Here is an 18,710-nt window from a genome sequence, read left to right as displayed (position 1 = left end):
TGCTCATATATGAACCAATAAAAAAGAGCGATAATTCGCTCTTTTTTATGCTTGCGCATTAATAAACTTAAGACGTTAGAGCTGTCTTAACAATGAAAACGCTTGTTGAGTGCAGTCTTGAGTCACCACAAATCCCACCATGTTGTCGTCAATGTCATAGCCTTTAGCCACAATGCCTTGTGATTGAATATCAAGGTTCCAACGTGATACAGAAGATGAGTCAGTTTTACCGCCAATTTGAATCGGGTAATTAGGCGTTTTGACTTTTACCATCATGTTGGGCAGTTTAACGCTAGTCACTTCGCCCAACAATGTTTTCGCTAATGCAGACGCACTGATTAAGGTTGGCTGTAAATAAGCTTTAACTTGGCCTTCAAATTCTGCGCAATCACCCAAAGCATAAATATTCGCATCGGATGTTTGCATAAACTCGTTAACACATATACCGCGGCTCACCAGCAGGTTTGCAGCCGCAGCAAGGGCTATATTGGGTTTTAAACCAGCACAAACTAAGATTTGTTGAGCCTCTATTTTCCTGCCATTCGTTAACGTTACGATAAGCCCATCATCAGATTGAGTCATTGAGCTAACCCCTGTGGCGGTATAAACCTCTATCTCTTGCTGTTCTAAAGCTTGAGTGAGTTTATGGGCAACATACTCAGGTAATTGAATTTGCATGAGCTGGGCATTAGGCTCAACCAAAGTGACTTTTTTATCAGCGTTTGCAAGATCTAAAGCCACCTCAACCCCAATTAACCCGCCGCCTATCACCAATACCGATTTAGCATTGTTTATATGTTGCTGGTTTTTTTCAAAATCATTCAAGCTATTAAGCGTTAATGCTACACCATCAGGCATGCCCGTAATTGGGGGCACGAAAGGGCTGGCGCCAGTGGCAAATACTAACTTTTCATATTCAAAGCTTTGGTTATTTGCTGTGATAATTCGATTATCAGTATCGATATTCGTCACGCGATATTCTGCAAACAGCTCAACATTAAATTGCTGTTTAAAGTCATCTGCTTGAATGGTAATAACATCAGCAATAGACTGCTTTTTAGAGAACACATGGCTTAAATCAGGCTTGTTATAATCATGGCCTTTATCAGCTGTAATCACCGTGATAGAAACGGTTAAATCCATTCTGCGTATTGTTTTAACTAACTGGTAAGCGGCAAAGCCGCTTCCAATAATAGTAATGGGTTTAATCATTACGCAACCTCAACCTTGCTATGTACTGCAAATACATCCTTACCGAGATTACATTCTGGACATAAGAAGTAATCAGGGACTTCAGCCCATGTTGTGCCGGGTAAAACACCTTGATTAGGTTCGCCAATTTTAGGGTCGTATACCCAATTACACACAGTACAAATCATGCATTGGCAATCGCTGTCATGGGCTTCACTGTTAACCGTTGAGCTTGAACTTGCGACATTTTCAGCTGCTGATATTTGCGATACCGTATTAGTCACATCTACAGCAGTTACAGCTAGAGGTTCTGCTGCTTTATACAGTACCGGCTCAGCAACGGGCTCTGGTACAAAAGGGGTAATATTCAGTTCATGCAATGCCCATTGCTTGGCAATTTGTTGGCCGTGTGCACGACAAATTCGCATCGCTTTACCATCTGGACGCCACTTGGTTTTTAAGCCTACAGTGGTTTCAAAACCAGCGTCAGTTAAGCGTGAATGAATACGGTCAACAGCGCCACCATTCCAACCATAGCTACCAAATGCGCCTGCTTTTTTCTGCTTGAATCGTAAACCGGTGATTTCTTCTAGCATGCCCGCAATTTTAGGCATCATCACGTTGTTCATGGTTGAAGAACCCACTAAAACGCCCTTTGAACGAAATACGTTGGTGAGGATTTCATTTTTATCATGGCGTGAAACATTAAAGACTTTGACTGCAACACCAGGGTCAACATCATGAATACCTTGGGCGATAGCGTCGGCCATCATACGGGTGTTGTTAGACATAGAATCGTAAAAAATGGTGATACGATCTTCTTGATAGCTATCAGCCCATTCAAGATATTGTTCAATGATTTGGATGGGATTATCGCGCCACACAATACCGTGTGAAGTGGCAATCATATCAACAGGTAAATTAAAGCTTAATACCTCTTTGATTTTAGCAATAACAAGGCTGCTAAACGGCGTTAAAATGTTAGCGTAATAGCGCATACATTGATCCATTAATTCAACTTGATCCACTTCATCATTGAATAAATGTTCATCACAATAATGTTGTCCAAAGGCATCATTACTAAACAGCACAGCATCACCCGTGATGTAAGTCATCATACTGTCTGGCCAATGCAGCATTGGCGCTTCAATAAAGACTAATTGCTTGCCATTACCAATATCTAAACTGTCGCCGGTTTTAACGGTTTTAAAATTCCACTCAGGGTGATGGTGATGACCAACAATTGAATCGATAGCCGCTTCAGTACAGTAAATCGGCGTGTTAGGAATACGTTCCATTAGCGCCGCTAAGGCACCTGAATGATCTTCTTCAGCATGGTTGATGACAATGTAATCGATGCTATTAAGATCGATTTCCATTTCAAGATTTTGCAAAAACTGTAGGCTAAAATGATGATCAACGGTGTCGATAAGCACTGTTTTTTCTTCACGAATTAAATAACTGTTATAGCTAGTGCCTTTCGTCATTTTGTATTCAGTACCATGGAAATCTTGAACTTCCCAATCGCGTTGACCTACCCAATGAATGTTGTTCTTTACATGAATTGTCATAATACAGCCTTTATATAAAACATAATTTAATAAGAATCTTGTCCAGCACATTGCACGTAGTAGGCCAACTTTTTAACATGCTGTTTTTGTTAGATATCTAAAAAATTATCGGAAACAATTATCTTTTTGATAATAAATTTTAATTATCAATTGGATAAAAAATTATCGATTTGACAATTAAATGCTATGCTGAAATCAGGTAATGATGAGTTTGAACAAGTGGCGGTAAAATGGATCAATATAAGAATGATTGGATACAAGTTGCGTTAGATATCTCCTCCAGTATTTCTGAGCAAGATCGGTTTGAGCGCTTACTGGCGACCATTCAAAGTCAGCTTAAATGCGATGCTGCTGCATTATTGCTATTCAAAGGGCAGCAGTTTATTCCACTTGCGATCAATGGCTTGACTGAAGATGTGTTAGGTAGACGCTTTGAAATTGAACAACATCCTCGCTTAGAAGCCATAGCTCGCGCAGGTGATATAGTCAGGTTCCCGCCTGACAGTGATTTACCTGATCCCTATGATGGTTTAATCCCTAATCATGATGAAATGCTCCATGTTCACTCTTGTATTGGCTTACCACTTATTCAGCAAGGTCGCTTAATTGGTGCGATAACCATTGATGCTTTTGACCCTAGTCAATTTGATAACTTTCAAGATAGTGATTTACGCTTAATCAGTGCGTTAGCGGCTAACAGTTTGAATACCGCATTATTAGTTGAAAAATTAGAAACCCATATCGATGTGAACAGTGCAGGTAAATCGCAAAGTTTAAAATCAACCCAGAACGACATGATAGGAAAATCTAAAGGCATGCAAGCGCTCAAGTCGCATATTGAGGCGGTGGCACAAACTGATTTATCAGTATTGGTCATGGGTGAAACGGGTGTGGGCAAAGAGCTGGTGGCTCACTCTATTTATTCTAAATCAAGCAGAAGTACTCAGCCGTTTATTTACCTCAATTGCGCAGCATTACCAGAGTCAGTGGCTGAAAGTGAGCTATTTGGCCACGTTAAAGGCGCCTTTACAGGGGCGATAAGCCATCGAAAAGGTAAATTTGAGCTAGCCAATAATGGCACTTTATTTTTAGATGAAATTGGTGAACTGTCATTAGGGTTACAAGCTAAGTTATTGCGGGCATTGCAGTATGGCGATATTCAACGAGTCGGTGATGACAATAATATTAAAGTTGATGTGCGCATTATTGCAGCAACCAATCGCGTTATGCATGAAGAGGTGAAAGTAGGACGATTTAGATCGGATCTCTATCATCGTTTGAGTGTCTTTCCCCTGTTTGTGCCACCGCTACGAGAGCGTGGTAAAGACATCATCTTACTAGCTGGATTTTTTGCTGAACGTTGCCAGCATAAATTGAATGTCGCCAGTATTAAACTCGATGGGCAAGTGCTTGCGTTGTTGCAACAAAGCCAGTGGGAAGGTAACGTACGTGAATTAGAACATGCTCTAAATCGCGCCGCAGTGTTAGCTAAAGCAGAGACGCATTCATCTCATCTCATATTAAAGCCACAACATTTTAGTTTATTAAGCTCAATTGAGGGCCATTCAGCAAAAGGCGTTTTGTCAGAGTCAGAGTTAAAGTCAGCGTCATCCGCTATTTCATTTCAAAACCCATTAGCTCAATCATCTGAAACCCCAAATGCTTTATTGGAGCCGTTTGCACAGATGGATTTAAAGGCTGCGACAGCGTTATTTCAAACACAGCTTATTGAGCAAACCTATATGGCTAATAATGAAAAACTGTCTAATACCGCACTGCAACTGGGATTAAGCCCTGGCAATCTGCATCGATTGATGAAGCGACTGAACTTAAAGTAAAACAATGTATATAAAATGAAGGTATTAATGGCAGATGGCGTTATTTAAATGTTCTTTCCATAACGTTTAACTGTCACATTTTCTTGCAAACGCTTAGGTATAATTGCACTGAGAGTGTTTATTCATAAGATAACGTGTTGTTGAAAGGATTATTGTGATTTCAAGATTACCTCGTTGGGTCGAATATGGTGCTTTTATTCTTGCACTGGTTGCTGGGTTTATTAACTCGGTTGGTTTGCTGGGGTTTAGCCATCAGTCAGTTTCACATCTATCTGGCACGGCCACCATTATCGGTACATCTATTGCCAACACTTCATTTATGAATGCTTTGCACTTATTTGGTGTACTAATGAGTTTCTTAGTGGGATCAACCATATCTGGGTTCTTTCTACGTGGTGGTGCATTAAGATTAGGCCGAAATTACAGTCGACTACTTTCACTAGAAGCACTATTTCTGCTGGGCTCTGTCTATTTTTTAACAAGAGATTCTTTGTTTGGACATTATTTAGCCTCTGCTGCCTGCGGATTGCAAAATGCCTTAGTCACCACTTTCAGTGGCGCAGTGGTTCGTACGACTCATGTCACTGGAATATTCACTGATTTGGGGATCATGATTGGTGCGAGATTAAGAGGTGAGCTATTCGATAAACGCAAAGCGTTACTGTTTATGCTAATCATATCGGGCTTTATTATAGGCGGGGTTTTGGGGACATATTCGTTTATGTCATTCAACTTCGAAGCCTTATTCATTCCCGCTACAATTTGCTTGTTATTGGCTTTGTCATATTCTGTCTTTAATGCAAAATCTGATAATAAAATGAGTGATAAACACGAACAATAAAATAGAGAATTAAAATAGAGCAAATAGTAAGTCAATAAATGAAATAAACAGTGCGTTAATTTACGTGCTATTTCACTCTGGGAATGTAAATGAAAGCTATCTATTTGTTTGATTGGGGCGATACATTAATGGTCGACTTTGCTGATGAACACGGAAAAATGTGTCATTGGGAAAAGGTTAAAGCGGTTGACGGAGCAATCGAAACCTTGACTCAATTGTCACACACTGCTGATATTTATATTGCTACAGGCGCCGCTGATTCTACTGAAAATGACATTAAGACAGCGTTTAAGCGTGTAGGGCTAGATCCATTTATAAAAGGCTATTTCTGTAAAGCAAACCTTGGTTTCTCAAAAGGAGAAGTTGAGTTTTTGCCTACTATCATGAGTAAGCTTGGTGCTGAAAAGTTTCAAGTAACCATGGTGGGTGATAGTTTGCTTAAAGATATACAGCCAGCGCTAGCAGCGGGTATTAATGCTATATGGTTGACCGAACAGCATAGGAAAAATGTTCCTCATGGCGCGAGTGCTATTCAACATTTAAATGAGCTTTGCCTTTTACATGGCAAGTTAGTCTCCAAAGTCTAATGTGATTGGTAATCTACTTTGAGTCAGTGTTAACTTATCTCAGGACACAAGGCTTTTCATAAAAGCCTGCCACAATGTCTTTCTCGATAATCATAATTCACTCGATAAGTTGCTTAATGCCATTTTTGCAATAGAATCTATAAAATTAATCGTTTAACCCCCTTGATAAATATGAGAATAACAATGAATAAATTAACCATGTTGTCATGTATCACCTTGCTGGTTTCATCTTTTGGCAGTGTTGCCAATGACAAGCCGTTTGCCATTGCGATTCATGGCGGAGCAGGGACGATAACACCCAGTAGTTTTACCCCTGAGCAAGAGCAAGCCTATCGCGCTAAGTTAAAGGAAGCAGTTGATACCGGTTATTTGGTATTAGAAAAAGGCGGTTCAAGCCTTGAAGCAGTCACTAAAGCGATAAATGTGTTAGAAAATTCACCATACTTTAATGCTGGCAAAGGGGCGGTTTATACCCACAATGAACAGCACGAAATGGACGCCTCTATTATGGATGGAAAAACCATGAATGCAGGCGCTGTATCGGGTGTTAAGCACGTTAAAAACCCCATTGATTTAGCGCGTTTAGTGATGGATAAGTCAGTACATGTGATGCTTTATGGTGAAGGCGCTGAAGAGTTTGCCTTAACCCAAGGTGTGTCGTTAGTTGCCAATGAAACTTTTAATACCCAACATCGCTATGAATCATTGCAACGTGCAAAAGCGAAAATGGAGCAAGCTAAGGCTGGTAATAAAGACTATATCGCTTCTCATAACGCGCTTGATGTCGAATTTAAAGTAGGCACTGTTGGCGCCGTAGCACTGGATAAAAGTGGCAATATTAGCGCGGGGACTTCAACAGGTGGCATGACTAATAAGCGTTATGGCCGTATTGGTGATGCACCCATTATCGGCGCGGGCACTTATGCTGAAAATGGCGTATGTGCAGTCTCAGCAACCGGGCATGGTGAATACTTTATTCGCTACCACGTGGCAGGGGATATTTGTGCCAAAGTGAAATATCAAAATAAATCAATTATTCAAGCTGCTGATGAAGTCATTAATCAGCGTCTTATCACCGCTGGTGGCACAGGCGGTGTAATCGCTATCGATCATCGCGGCAATATTGCGACACCATTTAATACTGAAGGTATGTACCGTGCGACCCGCAAAAAGGGCGAAGAAGCCCAAGTAATGATTTGGCGTGATAAATAGTCGTTTATTATTACTTATTCATGAATAACAAGTTATTTTAAATAGGTATTAAAGCATCAAGCGTTCGCTTGGTGCTTTTTAAGTTCATACCACCAAATATTGAGGACATAACAGAATTGACTTCCTGCTGCTGGACTCATTGCTACAGCTATAGCCTTGATCACATTTCAACTAAAACAGCATTCTAGTCAGCTGCTAATACCTCATATCTATTTCATGATGACCACTGCTTATAGTGATATTGAATTTTTTTGGTTTGATATGAGTTACGACTATGGCCTGAGGATCAACAAGCAGATTATATTATAGAGCGCAGTCAAACAGGTTACTTAGCTGGCTATATGTCACTGCTTTATTCTGAGTTCAATATACACCTTGTGATATTGAAGAGCATCTCATTAGACCTAAATGACCTTTAGCGAGTCTTATGTCTAATGATCGTTGAGACTCTTTAAAGGCTGGATTTTTCTAAAGCCTTTAAAGAACCACGATTTAACACGTTATCCCAGTTGAGTTTTAAAGCTTTCTTTGTACCGTCTTGAAAGGTTTAATGCTTTTCCTGAGTTAAGTTTAACTTCGCTATCACCGCTACTCAGTGGGGTAATCGACTCGATTTTTTCCAAGTTTACAGCATGTGAGCGGTGAATTCGGCAAAAGCCTTTAGTTGATATTTTCTCGATAAGCTTACTAAGTGTGGTTCTGGTTGGGTAAATGCGGCCATTGATATGCAAGTTGACATAGTTACCGTTCGCTTCCAACCACTCTACTTCTTCTACTTTAACAATGAATTCTTTACCTAGCTTTTTAATTAGTAGTCTATCAAAGCTTTGACTGATGTTATCGTCTTCGCTTTGTGCCACAGGGTTAGCCTCACCTTGCAAACGACTAAGAATAAATTGGTATGCATTAATGAATATGATGAAAAATATAAAGCTCCATAAATCCTTTCTATATTCATAAAACAACTCAAATCCAATATTGCCAAAGTCATAATTACTGTTCATAACAAAATATATCGACTCTCTTATGCCGACCATAATAGCCACATGGCAAAGTGAAAAGACCACGGATATCAGAAAGTAATACAGTACCGAACGTTTTATTGATGTCCATTCAAACGGTATGCGTTGCAAGCTATAAATAAGTAATGGAAATAATACTAATACGCCAATTGCACTAGAGTATTCCCACACGAAAGGTTCCCATACTTGAAAGGGAAGAGGCGTACCTTTTCGATCAGCTTCCATAATGATAGAAGTCGCTAGTAGGGTATTATTGATTAAGAAATAACAACACAATATTGCCATCTCATATCGAAGTTTGTACTTTTGAAAGTGTGCTAATTTAGTCATCTTGTTTTATTTCCAATGAGTAAATTATTTTCATCCCTGCATACCACCGCTTGTCCCTAACCATTGTTGTTGCAGCCTTTTAGACATTTAATTAACTAGTCTATCAGTGATGATATGGCTATCACAAGATACTAGGATGTAGATGATAATGAGTAAGAATAGAATCAGTTGGATGGGGATAGCGAGATTATTTGTGCCCAACCAAGACGATATGCCAAGCCGTCGTTACGATTTAGATTGGTTAAGAATATTAGTCTTCGGTTTATTGATATTATTTCATAGCGGCATGTTCTACGTTGAAAATTGGGGATATCACGCAAAAAGTCAGTATCAATCTCAGTTCCTTGAAAATATCATGTTGATTGTAGAGCCTTGGAGGATGGCTGTGTTATGGGTTATTTCTGGCATTGCTATTCGGTTTGTCCTCGCTAAAGTATCGATGTGGCGATTTATTTCGATGCGCTCGTTTAGATTATTACTACCATTATTGTTTGGTGTTTTGGTTGTGGTACCGCCACAGCTTTATGTTGAAATGAGCTATAACGGCGATTTGAATTTGAGTTATTGGCAGTTTCTAAGCGAGTTTTACTCCCCAAACTCTGCAGTTTTTGAGCAATATCAATCTGGTATTTGGCCACATATTGATGTTAATCATTTATGGTTCATTCGTTCACTTTGGCAATTTTCTCTAATATTACTTTGTTTGTTACCGTTGTTAAATTCTCAATGGGTTAGCCTTGCAACGACATGGCTATTCACACGTCATGGTGTGTTGGCCGTTATTTTGGCTGTACTGCCATTATTTATCATTCAAATTAATTGGGACATGGATACTGTGAGGTACCCATTAGGTTTCACTTTCATGGTTTATGGTTACCTTATTGGCTGGAATTCGATATTTTGGCAGAGAGTGAGTGAGCTGATTCAACCTTTATTTTTTGCATCTGTTTGCTGTTACATTGCGTCGATAGCCTTTTATAATCTTGTTTGGCTAAAGCTATCTGAAGGTGGGCAATCTGAAAACCCCGTCATTTTATTACTTGGTATGTTCAATTACAGCTTAATGCGGGTATTAGGTGCGCTTACGGTGTTTAGTCTTGCTTATAAATATTTAAATAAACCATCTGCCAATTTGAGATACTTTAATGATGCTGTTTATCCGTTCTATATTCTTCATCAAACGTTCATTTTGGTCATTGGGTATCAACTTAGCTCAATGAATTTAGGGTCCATTATTGAACCCATTTTATTAATTATTTTTACTGTATTAGCGTGTTTTTTTGCATATGAATTAATAAGACGCGTTGATTTATTCAGGCCATTATTTGGCTTGAAAATGAAGGGCGATTATCAGATAGTAAGTCAAAGAATCGGTTATATCATGGCTATTTTGCTTATCATTCCTATAGGTTTACAGATCACGTTATAAGCGAGGATAAAAGAGCGCTTTAAAGATATATGAAAAGGCTATTAAAAGAGGTAAAGTAATCTATTATTAGAGTGTATTCATCTGTTTAGCTTACTGTTATGTTGGTATTTTAGTGCTCTGTGTTTGCTAAATCATACTTTGATACTCTACCTATCCACCCATCTGCATTAGGGGTAAGTAATTTATTAAAAAGGCTTTAGTTATTTAGGGAAATGTCTTTATTACGATCGGTTTTCAAGAGTTTCACCTAAAAATTAGCTTATGTTACATAAGGAACGGAAAGTGATTAATTGATGAACCATAATTCACTTTAAGTGATGTTTTGTTAAAAGCTTACTATTCTTTACGGTGATGTTTTAGGCACCTGTTTTATTCGTAGGGTGGTTTGAATTGGTTGGAGGAAGAATGTTAAATAATAGAGGCAGTAAAAATTTATTAAATAAATTATTGTTGTTTTGTATTGTTTTTTTAAGCTCTCATACGCTTGCATATGATCTCAAAGAGGTTAAAAAGTCTGGGGTACTCAGGCATATTGGCGTTCCCTATGCGAATTTTGTTATTCAATATCCACAAGACGAGAAAATAGTTCAAGATGGTTTAGATGTGGAACTTATGCGAGGTTTTGCAAAATATTTAGGTGTTGAATATCAATTTGTTGAGGCATCTTGGGGTAATCTTATTGGTAAAATTAATGGCCAAAATGCAAGCTATGTAAATCAGAGTATTCAATTAGGAACAAAAGTACCAATACAAGGGGATGTGATTTCTAATGGATATACAATTCTTGATTGGAGATCTCAACTTCTAGATTTTTCCGATGTGTATTTCCCTTCAGCAGTTTGGTTAGTCGCTCGAACAGATTCTACGTTACAACCCATTAAATCTAGTGGTTCAGTTATTACCGATATACAAGCCGTAAAATCAAAGCTTTCAGGCCGCACTGTTTTGGCTATGAAGCAATCCTGCTTAGATCCCGATTTATATAATATGTCACAAACAGAGGCAAAAATTATCTTGCCAGTAAAAGCGCGAAAACTGAATGAAATGGTACCCGCTATTATAAATCACGATGCCGAAAGCACGCTGCTTGATGTTCCTGACACACTAATAGCACTTCAAAAGTGGTCGGATGAAATAAAAGTTATTGGTCCAATATCTGAAGAGCAGCGAATGGCTGTAGCATTTCGTAAAAATTCACCTGAATTACGTACAGCATTTAATACTTATTTAGAAATAAAAATAGGTGATGGCAGCTATTTAAAATTAGTAAAAAAATATTATCCTGATGTTTTTTATTTTTATCCTAAATTTTTTATGGAGTTAGAATACTAGCTGATGATAGGTACTAAATTTTTTAGTAATAGAATTATCATATTATTTGGTGCTGTTTTACTCATTTCGTATCTTGCGTTAATCCTTACAGTAACTCATTTTGGGCAAAGTAAACTGCAACAGTCTCAGACAAACGTATTACAACTTGAGGCGAGTCAATATGTGAAAACTATTGAGTTTATCTTTTCTGTGAGTCAGCAATATGTTGATGATTTAGGAGGCGATAAAGCGGTTAGTACTTTTTTTGGGAATCTTCAATCTGGTATGTCTATGGCATATGGGCTTGGTTCAAGTTTAGCTAATTTACAGAGAGTGTTGGATTCTTTTGTTTTAAATAGCAAGCTAGATGAGGATGAAATATTTAATCGTGTTGTTTTAATTAATTCCTCTGGAAATGTTATTGCAGATACCCATGCTGATTTATTTTTTGACATGGCGAATATTTCAACAGCAAAGATCCAAGAACAACATAATGAAATATTTTTAAAAGAGAGTTCAGATGGATTAACAATACAGCTACATACAACTGTTTTTCATCAAAGAAAAGCAGTAGGGCTATTTGTTGCTGATCTCAATATGCTATTAATCAGCAATCAACTTAAGTTACAGGAGGTTGCAGATCGTCCTAGCCGCTTACAATTAAAAACCTTGCATGATAAATCATTAGTCATCTGGGATTCAATTACTTCAGACAATAAAAACAATCTCACATTAAAGACAAAATTAGCCGATAGTATTTCTATTAATAATAAAATAAAAGGTATCGATCTATATTTAGAAAGCTGGTTTGAACCGATTTTTGATCAAGACCTTCTTACCTCTTCTAATTTCATTCTTACCATTTCTATCCTTGCTATCCCTCTGCTATTTGGCCTTTTCTATTTATTTAAAATAGATAAAAGTAATACCATATTAAGAACTCAAATTGATGCAACTTTTGAAGAAAAACATAAATTAAGCCAACACAACATATTGTTAGAAAGTGAAATAAAAAGGCGTAAAAATTCAGAAAGCCAACTTGCTTATCAAGCGACCCATGACGAACTTACTGGGCTGGTCAATAGGAATGTTAGCCATAGATACTTAGCCAAATCTATTCAGGAATCACAAATAAACAATACTGAAATATTAGTCATGTTTATTGATTTAGATAACTTTAAGGAAATTAATGACTCATTAGGTCATGCTGCTGGAGATGACATCCTGAAAATGGTAAGTCGTCGCTTACTGGATAGCGTTTATGAAACAGATGTGATTGCTCGATTGGGTGGTGATGAATTTTTACTTATTGCTCAGTCTCAGATGAATATTGGTAAGGCAACAGATTTGGCTACTAAAATTCATCATGTTTTTGAAGAACCATTTATCGTTAATGATTACGAGCTTTTTATTACGGCTAGCATTGGCATGTCGATGTATCCAATGGATGGATATGACCCTGAAACATTACTCAAAAATGCCGATATGGCTTTGTATCGAGTGAAAGATTCTGGTCGAAATGACTTTAGTTTTTATGACTCAAGTTTGAATGATTCTTTACAGCTTAGTGTGTTACTAGATAAACGTTTACGCTTGGCTATTAGCAATAATGATCTCGAGATGTACTATCAACCAATTATTGATCTACAAAGTAGAAGAATAGTCGCTGCAGAAGCACTTATGCGATGGCATGATAAAGAGTTAGGTTTTGTCGCCCCTGATAAATTTATACCACTTGCAGAAAAAAATGGATTAATCCATCAACTTGGCGAATTTGCTCTCTCTCAAGCTTGCTGTAATGCGGCTGGATGGCAAGACATTACTCCAATAAATATAGCGGTTAATTTTTCTAGTGTGCAATTTAGATATTGTGATGCCCTCCTAGTAACAATAGAAAGGGCGTTAAAAGAGAGTAAGCTCCCTGCGGAGAAATTGACAGTTGAAATTACGGAAAGTCTCTTGGTTGATCATAATGATGATTTACTTAATATGCTTAATAAGGTCGATAAACTGGGCATAGATCTATCTATTGATGATTTTGGTATGGGTTATTCAGCATTGAGTTACTTACAAAAATTTCCATTTTCAAAACTTAAAATCGATAAAGCATTTATGGATAGTTTGCAAACGAATGCAGCCAATCGGTCATTGGTTACAGCAATATTGGCAATGGCAAATGCACTAAATTTAAAAGTGATAGCTGAGGGTATAGAAGAGCCATACCAAGCTAAATATTTAGCAGATATGAATTGTGAATTTGCTCAAGGGTACCTGTTTAGTAAAGCTGTCACCGCTGATGAATTTGAGCAATTATTACTTAAAGATAAAGAACATCCTTTAGGGCTTGAAATCTAATGTGTATTTAATATCTTATACTTATCATTTAGTGGAGGAAGGTTAAATTAGTTACTTGATTAGCGAGTACAGGGGGGGAAATACCCGATAGATTTAGGTTACTCATATATAAGTTACTCATATATAAGTTACTCATATATTGACATGAGCAGCCTTAACAGATCTTTTTATCTAAAAGACGTTTCAAATTCACCCGCGACGTCTCAATATCGAGACTGATTTATTTTCATATTTTCTTAAACTTAAATTCCTGTTACCGCAATCGACTTATTCAATCAGCTTATGTTGTTAAATTTGACTACACTAATATTAGTAGCATAACTAAACCAAAGAATAGCGGTCATAAACACAGCAAGGTTAGTTTGTTGATTTTAATAAACTAAACATAAGCCGTTCGGTAAATCACACGCGCGTTATGAATGATTTAAGGGGTAATATATGGATTCAATCAAAATATCTGATTATATGGACCGTCAACCTGTACTGCTTAAAGCGAATATGTCGCTGGCAACAGCTGTTGAACATTTACTCACCAATAAAAAAGCGGGTGCGGCAGTCATTGGCGACAATGGCGAACTGGTGGGGTTTCTTTCTCAACAGGACTGTTTATCCGTGATGCTCAAAAGCAGTTACCACTGTGATATGACTGAAACAGTCAAAGACTGCATGATAACTGAAGTGTTAACAGCATCGCCCGAGGGCAGTATTTTGCAGCTTGCAGAACAAATGCTAGGGGCGAAACCCAAAATCTATCCTGTGGTGGAGTCGGGCAAAGTCATTGGCACCATTAACCGAACTAATGTACTGAGTGCGATGAATGTTTATATGCAGCAGTGTTATTTAACCCCAGCATAAAGGGAATGTCGTAAACTAATACCATTCAGTCTAGTTCCTTGCTAGGATCGCAGTTTTTGAAATACTTGCTAGGAATTAGACTTGAATTCAGATCAACACCCGCTCTCTAAAGCATACCTAAACTCATGTTATCAAACCGATGCGGCTAAAATTCGTCGTAGGTTGTTTCAGTTAAAAAAAGAGCCGCAATCTGAAAAGAAAGATCAAGTCCTTGCTAAGTTATCAGAACAAGCGGTTAAAGCTTTTGATAAAGCCCAATACCGACTGAATAACATTCCTAAAGTGAGCTACCCTGACTCGCTACCTGTATCGCAAAAGCGTAATGATATCGCCTCTGCCATTGCCAATAACCAAGTGGTAATTGTTGCAGGTGAGACCGGTTCAGGTAAAACCACCCAGTTACCGAAAATTTGTTTAGAGTTAGGACTAGGTACACGTGGTTTAATCGGCCATACACAGCCAAGACGACTTGCAGCAAGAAGTGTGGCAAATCGTGTCGCTGAAGAGATAAACAGCCCGCTTGGCGAGGTTGTCGGCTTTAAAGTACGTTTTGCAGATGCGATTAGTCCAGACAGTTACATCAAGCTGATGACTGACGGTATTTTATTAGCGGAATTAACCTCTGATAAGTTCTTAAATCAATATGATGCCATCATCATTGATGAAGCCCATGAACGTAGCCTCAATATCGATTTCATTTTAGGCTATTTGAAACAAGTTCTTAAAAAACGTCCTGATTTAAAAGTCATTATTACCTCGGCAACCATTGATGTTGATCGCTTCTCGAAGCATTTCAATAATGCCCCTGTCATTGAAGTTTCAGGACGTACATTCCCGGTTGAAACTCGCTATAGACCTTTAGTGCGTGATACCGATGCAGATGTTGATGTCAGTGATGCCATTTTTGGCGCTGTTGATGAGTTAATGGCGGAAGGCCCAGGCGATATCTTGATTTTCATGAACGGTGAGCGCGAAATCCGCGATACCACTGAAATGTTGCGTAAGCAAAATTATCGCGATACTGAAATCCTGCCGCTTTATGCTCGATTGTCATATGGTGAGCAGTCAAAAGTCTTTAAAAGTCATATTGGCCGTAGAATTGTACTGGCTACTAACGTGGCAGAAACCTCATTAACCGTGCCTGGGATTCGCTATGTTATTGATCCCGGTACTGCGCGTATAAGCCGCTACAGTTACCGCACTAAGGTGCAACGTTTACCGATTGAACCTATATCCCAAGCCAGTGCTAATCAGCGCCAAGGTCGTTGTGGTCGTGTTGCTGCGGGTATTTGCATTCGTTTATATGACGAAATGGATTTTATTCAGCGTCCGGAATTTACCGACCCTGAAATTCTGCGTACTAACCTTGCATCGGTTATTTTGCAGATGCTAGCCATTGGTTTAGGTGATATCGCTGGTTTTCCGTTTATTCAGCCGCCAGAAGAGAAACACATTCGTGATGGTTTCTTATTGCTTGAAGAGTTACAGGCGGTTAAAAAGCAGCGCAAAGATCTGGTGCTGACTAACTTAGGTCGAAATCTTGCTAAGATCCCGTTAGACCCTCGTTTAGCGCGTATGGTACTTGAAGCTAAAGATATGGGCTGTCTGCATGAAGTCATGGTCATTGCTGCTGGATTGTCGATTCAAGATCCACGAGAAAGACCCATCGAAAAGAAGCAAGCGGCGGACGAGTGTCACAAACGTTATACCGATAAAGACTCAGACTTTGCCAGTTGGGTTAACTTGTGGAATTACATTAAAGATCAAAAAAGCGAGTTATCGGCAAGCCAATTTAGAAAGCAGTGCCGTGAAGAATACTTAGCGTATTTACGGGTGCGTGAATGGCAAGATCTATACACCCAACTAAAACAAGCGGTGCATGACTTAAAATGGCGTTTAAATGATACGGCGCCAAGTTATGACAACCTGCATAAAGCCATATTGTCAGGCTTACTCAGTCACATCGGTTTTAAAGATGCTAATAACGAATATTTAGGCGCCCGCAATCGTAAGTTCTTTGTGTTCCCTGGTTCGCCACTGGCTAAAAAAGGCCCTAAATGGATCATGGCGGCAGAGTTAACAGAAACCTCGCGTTTATTTGCCCGTTGCTGCGCCAAAATTCAGCCTGAATGGTTAGAGCCTCTTGCTGCGCATTTGATTAAGAAAAATCATATCGAGCCGCACTTTGAAGCCAAACCCGCGAGTGTTATCGCTTTTGAAAACCAGGTTCTTTATGGGTTAATGGTGGTTAATCGCCGCCGTGTGCAATATGGCCCGATTGAACCCGTTGAAGCACGTGAGATATTTATCCGCAGCGCCTTAGCAGAAGGGCAGTTACAAACTAAAGAACCGTTTTTTGTTAAAAATCAGCAGCTGCTTAATGATATTGAGTCGCTAGAGCATAAGTCGCGTCGCCGTGACATTTTAGTTGATGAAGAAGTGCTGGTGGCTTTTTACGAGCCGATAATTCCTCAAGGTATTTACAACGCGCCACTATTTTTTAAATGGTGGAAAGAAGAACGTAAAGCCACACCTGAGTTATTAGATTTTAATCAAGAGCTGTTAATGCAGCGCAGTGCTGACCATGTTTCAGCATTGGATTTTCCTGAGATTTGGCATAAAGCCAACTTGGGCTTAAAAGTGAGTTATCACTTTGAGCCCGCGGCTGTTGATGATGGTGTGTCTATTCATATTCCTGTGGCGTTAATCAACCAAATCGATACCGATGACTTTGATTGGTTAGTCCCCGGCTTACGTGAAGAAAAAGTGATTGCACTGATTAAATCACTACCAAAAGCGCTGCGCCGTAACTTTGTGCCCGCCCCCGATTATGGCCGCGCTTGTGTACAGGCAATGGAACCATTTTCAATGCCGATGCTTGATTCGATGTGTAAACAGTTACTCAGAATGACTGGGACACGCATCAGTCCTGAAGACTTTGATTTAAGCCAGTTAAGCGCGCATCTGACAATGAATTTTAAAATTGAAGATGATAAGCATCGCCTTGTTGATCAAGGTAATGATTTAGATGCCTTAAAAGACAAGCTGCAAGGTGTGGTGGCCAAAGCCATACGTAATGTGGCAGAAGATGGCATTGAAAAGAAAGAAATTACTACATGGTCATTTGGCGATTTACCTAAGCAATATCAAAAACGCAGAGGTAATTATGAAGTTAAAGCTTACCCAGCGTTAATCGATGACAAAACCCAAGTATCGATTAAGCTATTTGACGATGAGTTTGAAGCAGAGCGTTATCATCGTGCAGGTTTAAGACGTTTATTACTGATTAATATTCCGTCTCCGGTTAAGCACTTACAAAAAGCATTGCCTAACAAAGCCAAGCTTGCGATGTACTTTAATCCGTTTGGACAAGTACAAATATTAATTGATGACATTATTTCGGCATCGGTGCAGCAATTACTGGATGAAAAGCAATTGGATGTGCGTAATGAACAGCAATTTGAGCAAGCTAAAGATTGGGTAAGGCAAGAACTTAACGGTTACGCTGAGCAAATCTCATTGCAAGTTGAGCAAGTCTTGACGATTTATCAACGCATCAAAAAACGCTTAAAAGGTAAGATAAGCTTAAATATCGCTTTTGCGATGAGTGACATTAATAACCAGCTTGATAAGTTGGTATTTAAAGGCTTTGTTGAACATTGCGGTTGGAAACGACTTGCTGATGTTGGGCGTTATCTTAAAGCGATTGAAAACCGCCTTGAAAAGCTGCCTGTTGACCCGACTCGTGATCGTTTGCATATGGTGAGCATTGCTAAAGTTCAGGACTTACTTACAGCGCAACTGGCTAAAGTGCCTAAAACCCAACCTGTACCAGAGTCGTTAGTTGAAGCACGCTGGATGATAGAAGAATACCGAGTATCGTGTTTCGCACAGGTGCTGGGTACTGCTTATCCTATCTCAGAAAAGCGGATAGTCATGCATATTAAACAGGTTTAATTCAATCTGTTTTTGTGATTTAACAATGAGCCGTTAATATTTGAACTATAGGCACGTATTTAATACGTGCCTTTTTTATGGGATCTTTATGATAGGAGCGGGTGTATTTATACAGGTTAAAAAATATAAAAAGCATGATGTATAAGTGCTTAAAATGGAGATGTTAGCTTAATGTTTCGCTGAAGGTATTGTTTTGACAACTTGTTGCTAT

General features: G+C 38.8%; 12 protein-coding genes. 9 read left to right on the top strand and 3 right to left on the bottom strand.

The features are described 5' to 3' along the window. Positions 1–75 precede the first annotated feature (75 nt). Positions 76–1,212: an NADH:flavorubredoxin reductase NorW gene (norW, locus tag FPK91_RS05875; protein WP_144209311.1), complete on the bottom strand. Its 1,137-nt coding sequence runs from the start codon at positions 1,210–1,212 to the stop codon at positions 76–78. Continuing rightward, complete coding sequence (gene norV, locus FPK91_RS05870; RefSeq protein ID WP_144209308.1) at positions 1,212–2,762, bottom strand: anaerobic nitric oxide reductase flavorubredoxin; 1,551 nt, start codon at positions 2,760–2,762, stop codon at positions 1,212–1,214. The genes norW and norV overlap by 1 nt, the downstream gene beginning before the upstream one ends. Before the next feature lie 230 nt (positions 2,763–2,992). On the opposite strand from norV, the gene norR reads away from it, so the two are divergent. From norR to FPK91_RS05850, 4 genes are all read left to right on the top strand, one after another. Further along, positions 2,993–4,600 carry a nitric oxide reductase transcriptional regulator NorR gene (norR, locus tag FPK91_RS05865; protein WP_144209304.1) on the top strand — a complete coding sequence of 536 codons (1,608 nt, stop codon included), beginning with the start codon at positions 2,993–2,995 and terminating at the stop codon, positions 4,598–4,600. Positions 4,601–4,754: 154 nt separating this feature from the next. Then, positions 4,755–5,441, top strand: a complete 687-nt coding sequence (locus tag FPK91_RS05860) for a YoaK family protein (RefSeq protein ID WP_144209301.1) — start codon at positions 4,755–4,757, stop codon at positions 5,439–5,441. Between the two features lie 89 nt (positions 5,442–5,530). Then, positions 5,531–6,028 carry an HAD family hydrolase gene (locus FPK91_RS05855; protein ID WP_144209298.1) on the top strand — a complete coding sequence of 166 codons (498 nt, stop codon included), beginning with the start codon at positions 5,531–5,533 and terminating at the stop codon, positions 6,026–6,028. A gap of 183 nt (positions 6,029–6,211) precedes the next feature. Further along, a complete protein-coding gene (locus tag FPK91_RS05850; protein WP_227006695.1) occupies positions 6,212–7,240 on the top strand; it encodes an isoaspartyl peptidase/L-asparaginase family protein in 1,029 nt (342 codons plus the stop codon). Positions 7,241–7,740: 500 nt separating this feature from the next. Here FPK91_RS05850 and FPK91_RS05845 read toward each other — a convergent pair whose 3' ends face one another. Further along, positions 7,741–8,592 carry a LytR/AlgR family response regulator transcription factor gene (locus tag FPK91_RS05845; protein WP_144209293.1) on the bottom strand — a complete coding sequence of 284 codons (852 nt, stop codon included), beginning with the start codon at positions 8,590–8,592 and terminating at the stop codon, positions 7,741–7,743. A gap of 148 nt (positions 8,593–8,740) precedes the next feature. Here FPK91_RS05845 and FPK91_RS05840 point away from each other — a divergent pair, with 148 nt between their 5' ends. The 5 genes from FPK91_RS05840 (at position 8,741) to hrpA (ending at position 18,499) form a co-directional block, all read left to right on the top strand. After that, a complete protein-coding gene (locus tag FPK91_RS05840) occupies positions 8,741–10,021 on the top strand; it encodes an acyltransferase family protein (protein WP_158638066.1) in 1,281 nt (426 codons plus the stop codon). A 405-nt stretch (positions 10,022–10,426) separates the two neighbouring features. Further along, positions 10,427–11,353, top strand: a complete 927-nt coding sequence (locus FPK91_RS05835) for a transporter substrate-binding domain-containing protein (protein ID WP_144209287.1) — start codon at positions 10,427–10,429, stop codon at positions 11,351–11,353. Positions 11,354–11,356: 3 nt separating this feature from the next. After that, positions 11,357–13,687, top strand: coding sequence for a putative bifunctional diguanylate cyclase/phosphodiesterase (locus tag FPK91_RS05830; RefSeq protein ID WP_144209284.1), 2,331 nt, complete (start codon positions 11,357–11,359; stop codon positions 13,685–13,687). A 438-nt stretch (positions 13,688–14,125) separates the two neighbouring features. After that, positions 14,126–14,542, top strand: a complete 417-nt coding sequence (locus FPK91_RS05825) for a CBS domain-containing protein (RefSeq protein ID WP_144209281.1) — start codon at positions 14,126–14,128, stop codon at positions 14,540–14,542. A gap of 81 nt (positions 14,543–14,623) precedes the next feature. Then, positions 14,624–18,499, top strand: coding sequence for an ATP-dependent RNA helicase HrpA (hrpA, locus tag FPK91_RS05820; protein ID WP_144209278.1), 3,876 nt, complete (start codon positions 14,624–14,626; stop codon positions 18,497–18,499). The last annotated feature ends 211 nt before the right edge of the window (positions 18,500–18,710 follow it).

It is taken from the genome of Shewanella donghaensis (assembly GCF_007567505.1).
Classification (GTDB): domain Bacteria; phylum Pseudomonadota; class Gammaproteobacteria; order Enterobacterales; family Shewanellaceae; genus Shewanella; species Shewanella donghaensis.
The sequence above is the reverse complement of the archived record's forward strand: the minus strand, read 5'-3'. Positions and strand labels throughout refer to the sequence as shown.

Coding starts and splice junctions, on each gene's coding strand:
- FPK91_RS05835 (WP_144209287.1), top strand. CDS start 10,427: ATGTTAAATAATAGAGGCAGTAAAAATTTATTAAATAAATTATTGTTG.
- FPK91_RS05845 (WP_144209293.1), bottom strand. CDS start 8,592: ATGACTAAATTAGCACACTTTCAAAAGTACAAACTTCGATATGAGATG.
- norW (WP_144209311.1), bottom strand. CDS start 1,212: ATGATTAAACCCATTACTATTATTGGAAGCGGCTTTGCCGCTTACCAG.
- FPK91_RS05840 (WP_158638066.1), top strand. CDS start 8,741: ATGAGTAAGAATAGAATCAGTTGGATGGGGATAGCGAGATTATTTGTG.
- FPK91_RS05855 (WP_144209298.1), top strand. CDS start 5,531: ATGAAAGCTATCTATTTGTTTGATTGGGGCGATACATTAATGGTCGAC.
- norV (WP_144209308.1), bottom strand. CDS start 2,762: ATGACAATTCATGTAAAGAACAACATTCATTGGGTAGGTCAACGCGAT.
- FPK91_RS05850 (WP_227006695.1), top strand. CDS start 6,212: ATGAATAAATTAACCATGTTGTCATGTATCACCTTGCTGGTTTCATCT.
- norR (WP_144209304.1), top strand. CDS start 2,993: ATGGATCAATATAAGAATGATTGGATACAAGTTGCGTTAGATATCTCC.
- FPK91_RS05830 (WP_144209284.1), top strand. CDS start 11,357: ATGATAGGTACTAAATTTTTTAGTAATAGAATTATCATATTATTTGGT.
- FPK91_RS05825 (WP_144209281.1), top strand. CDS start 14,126: ATGGATTCAATCAAAATATCTGATTATATGGACCGTCAACCTGTACTG.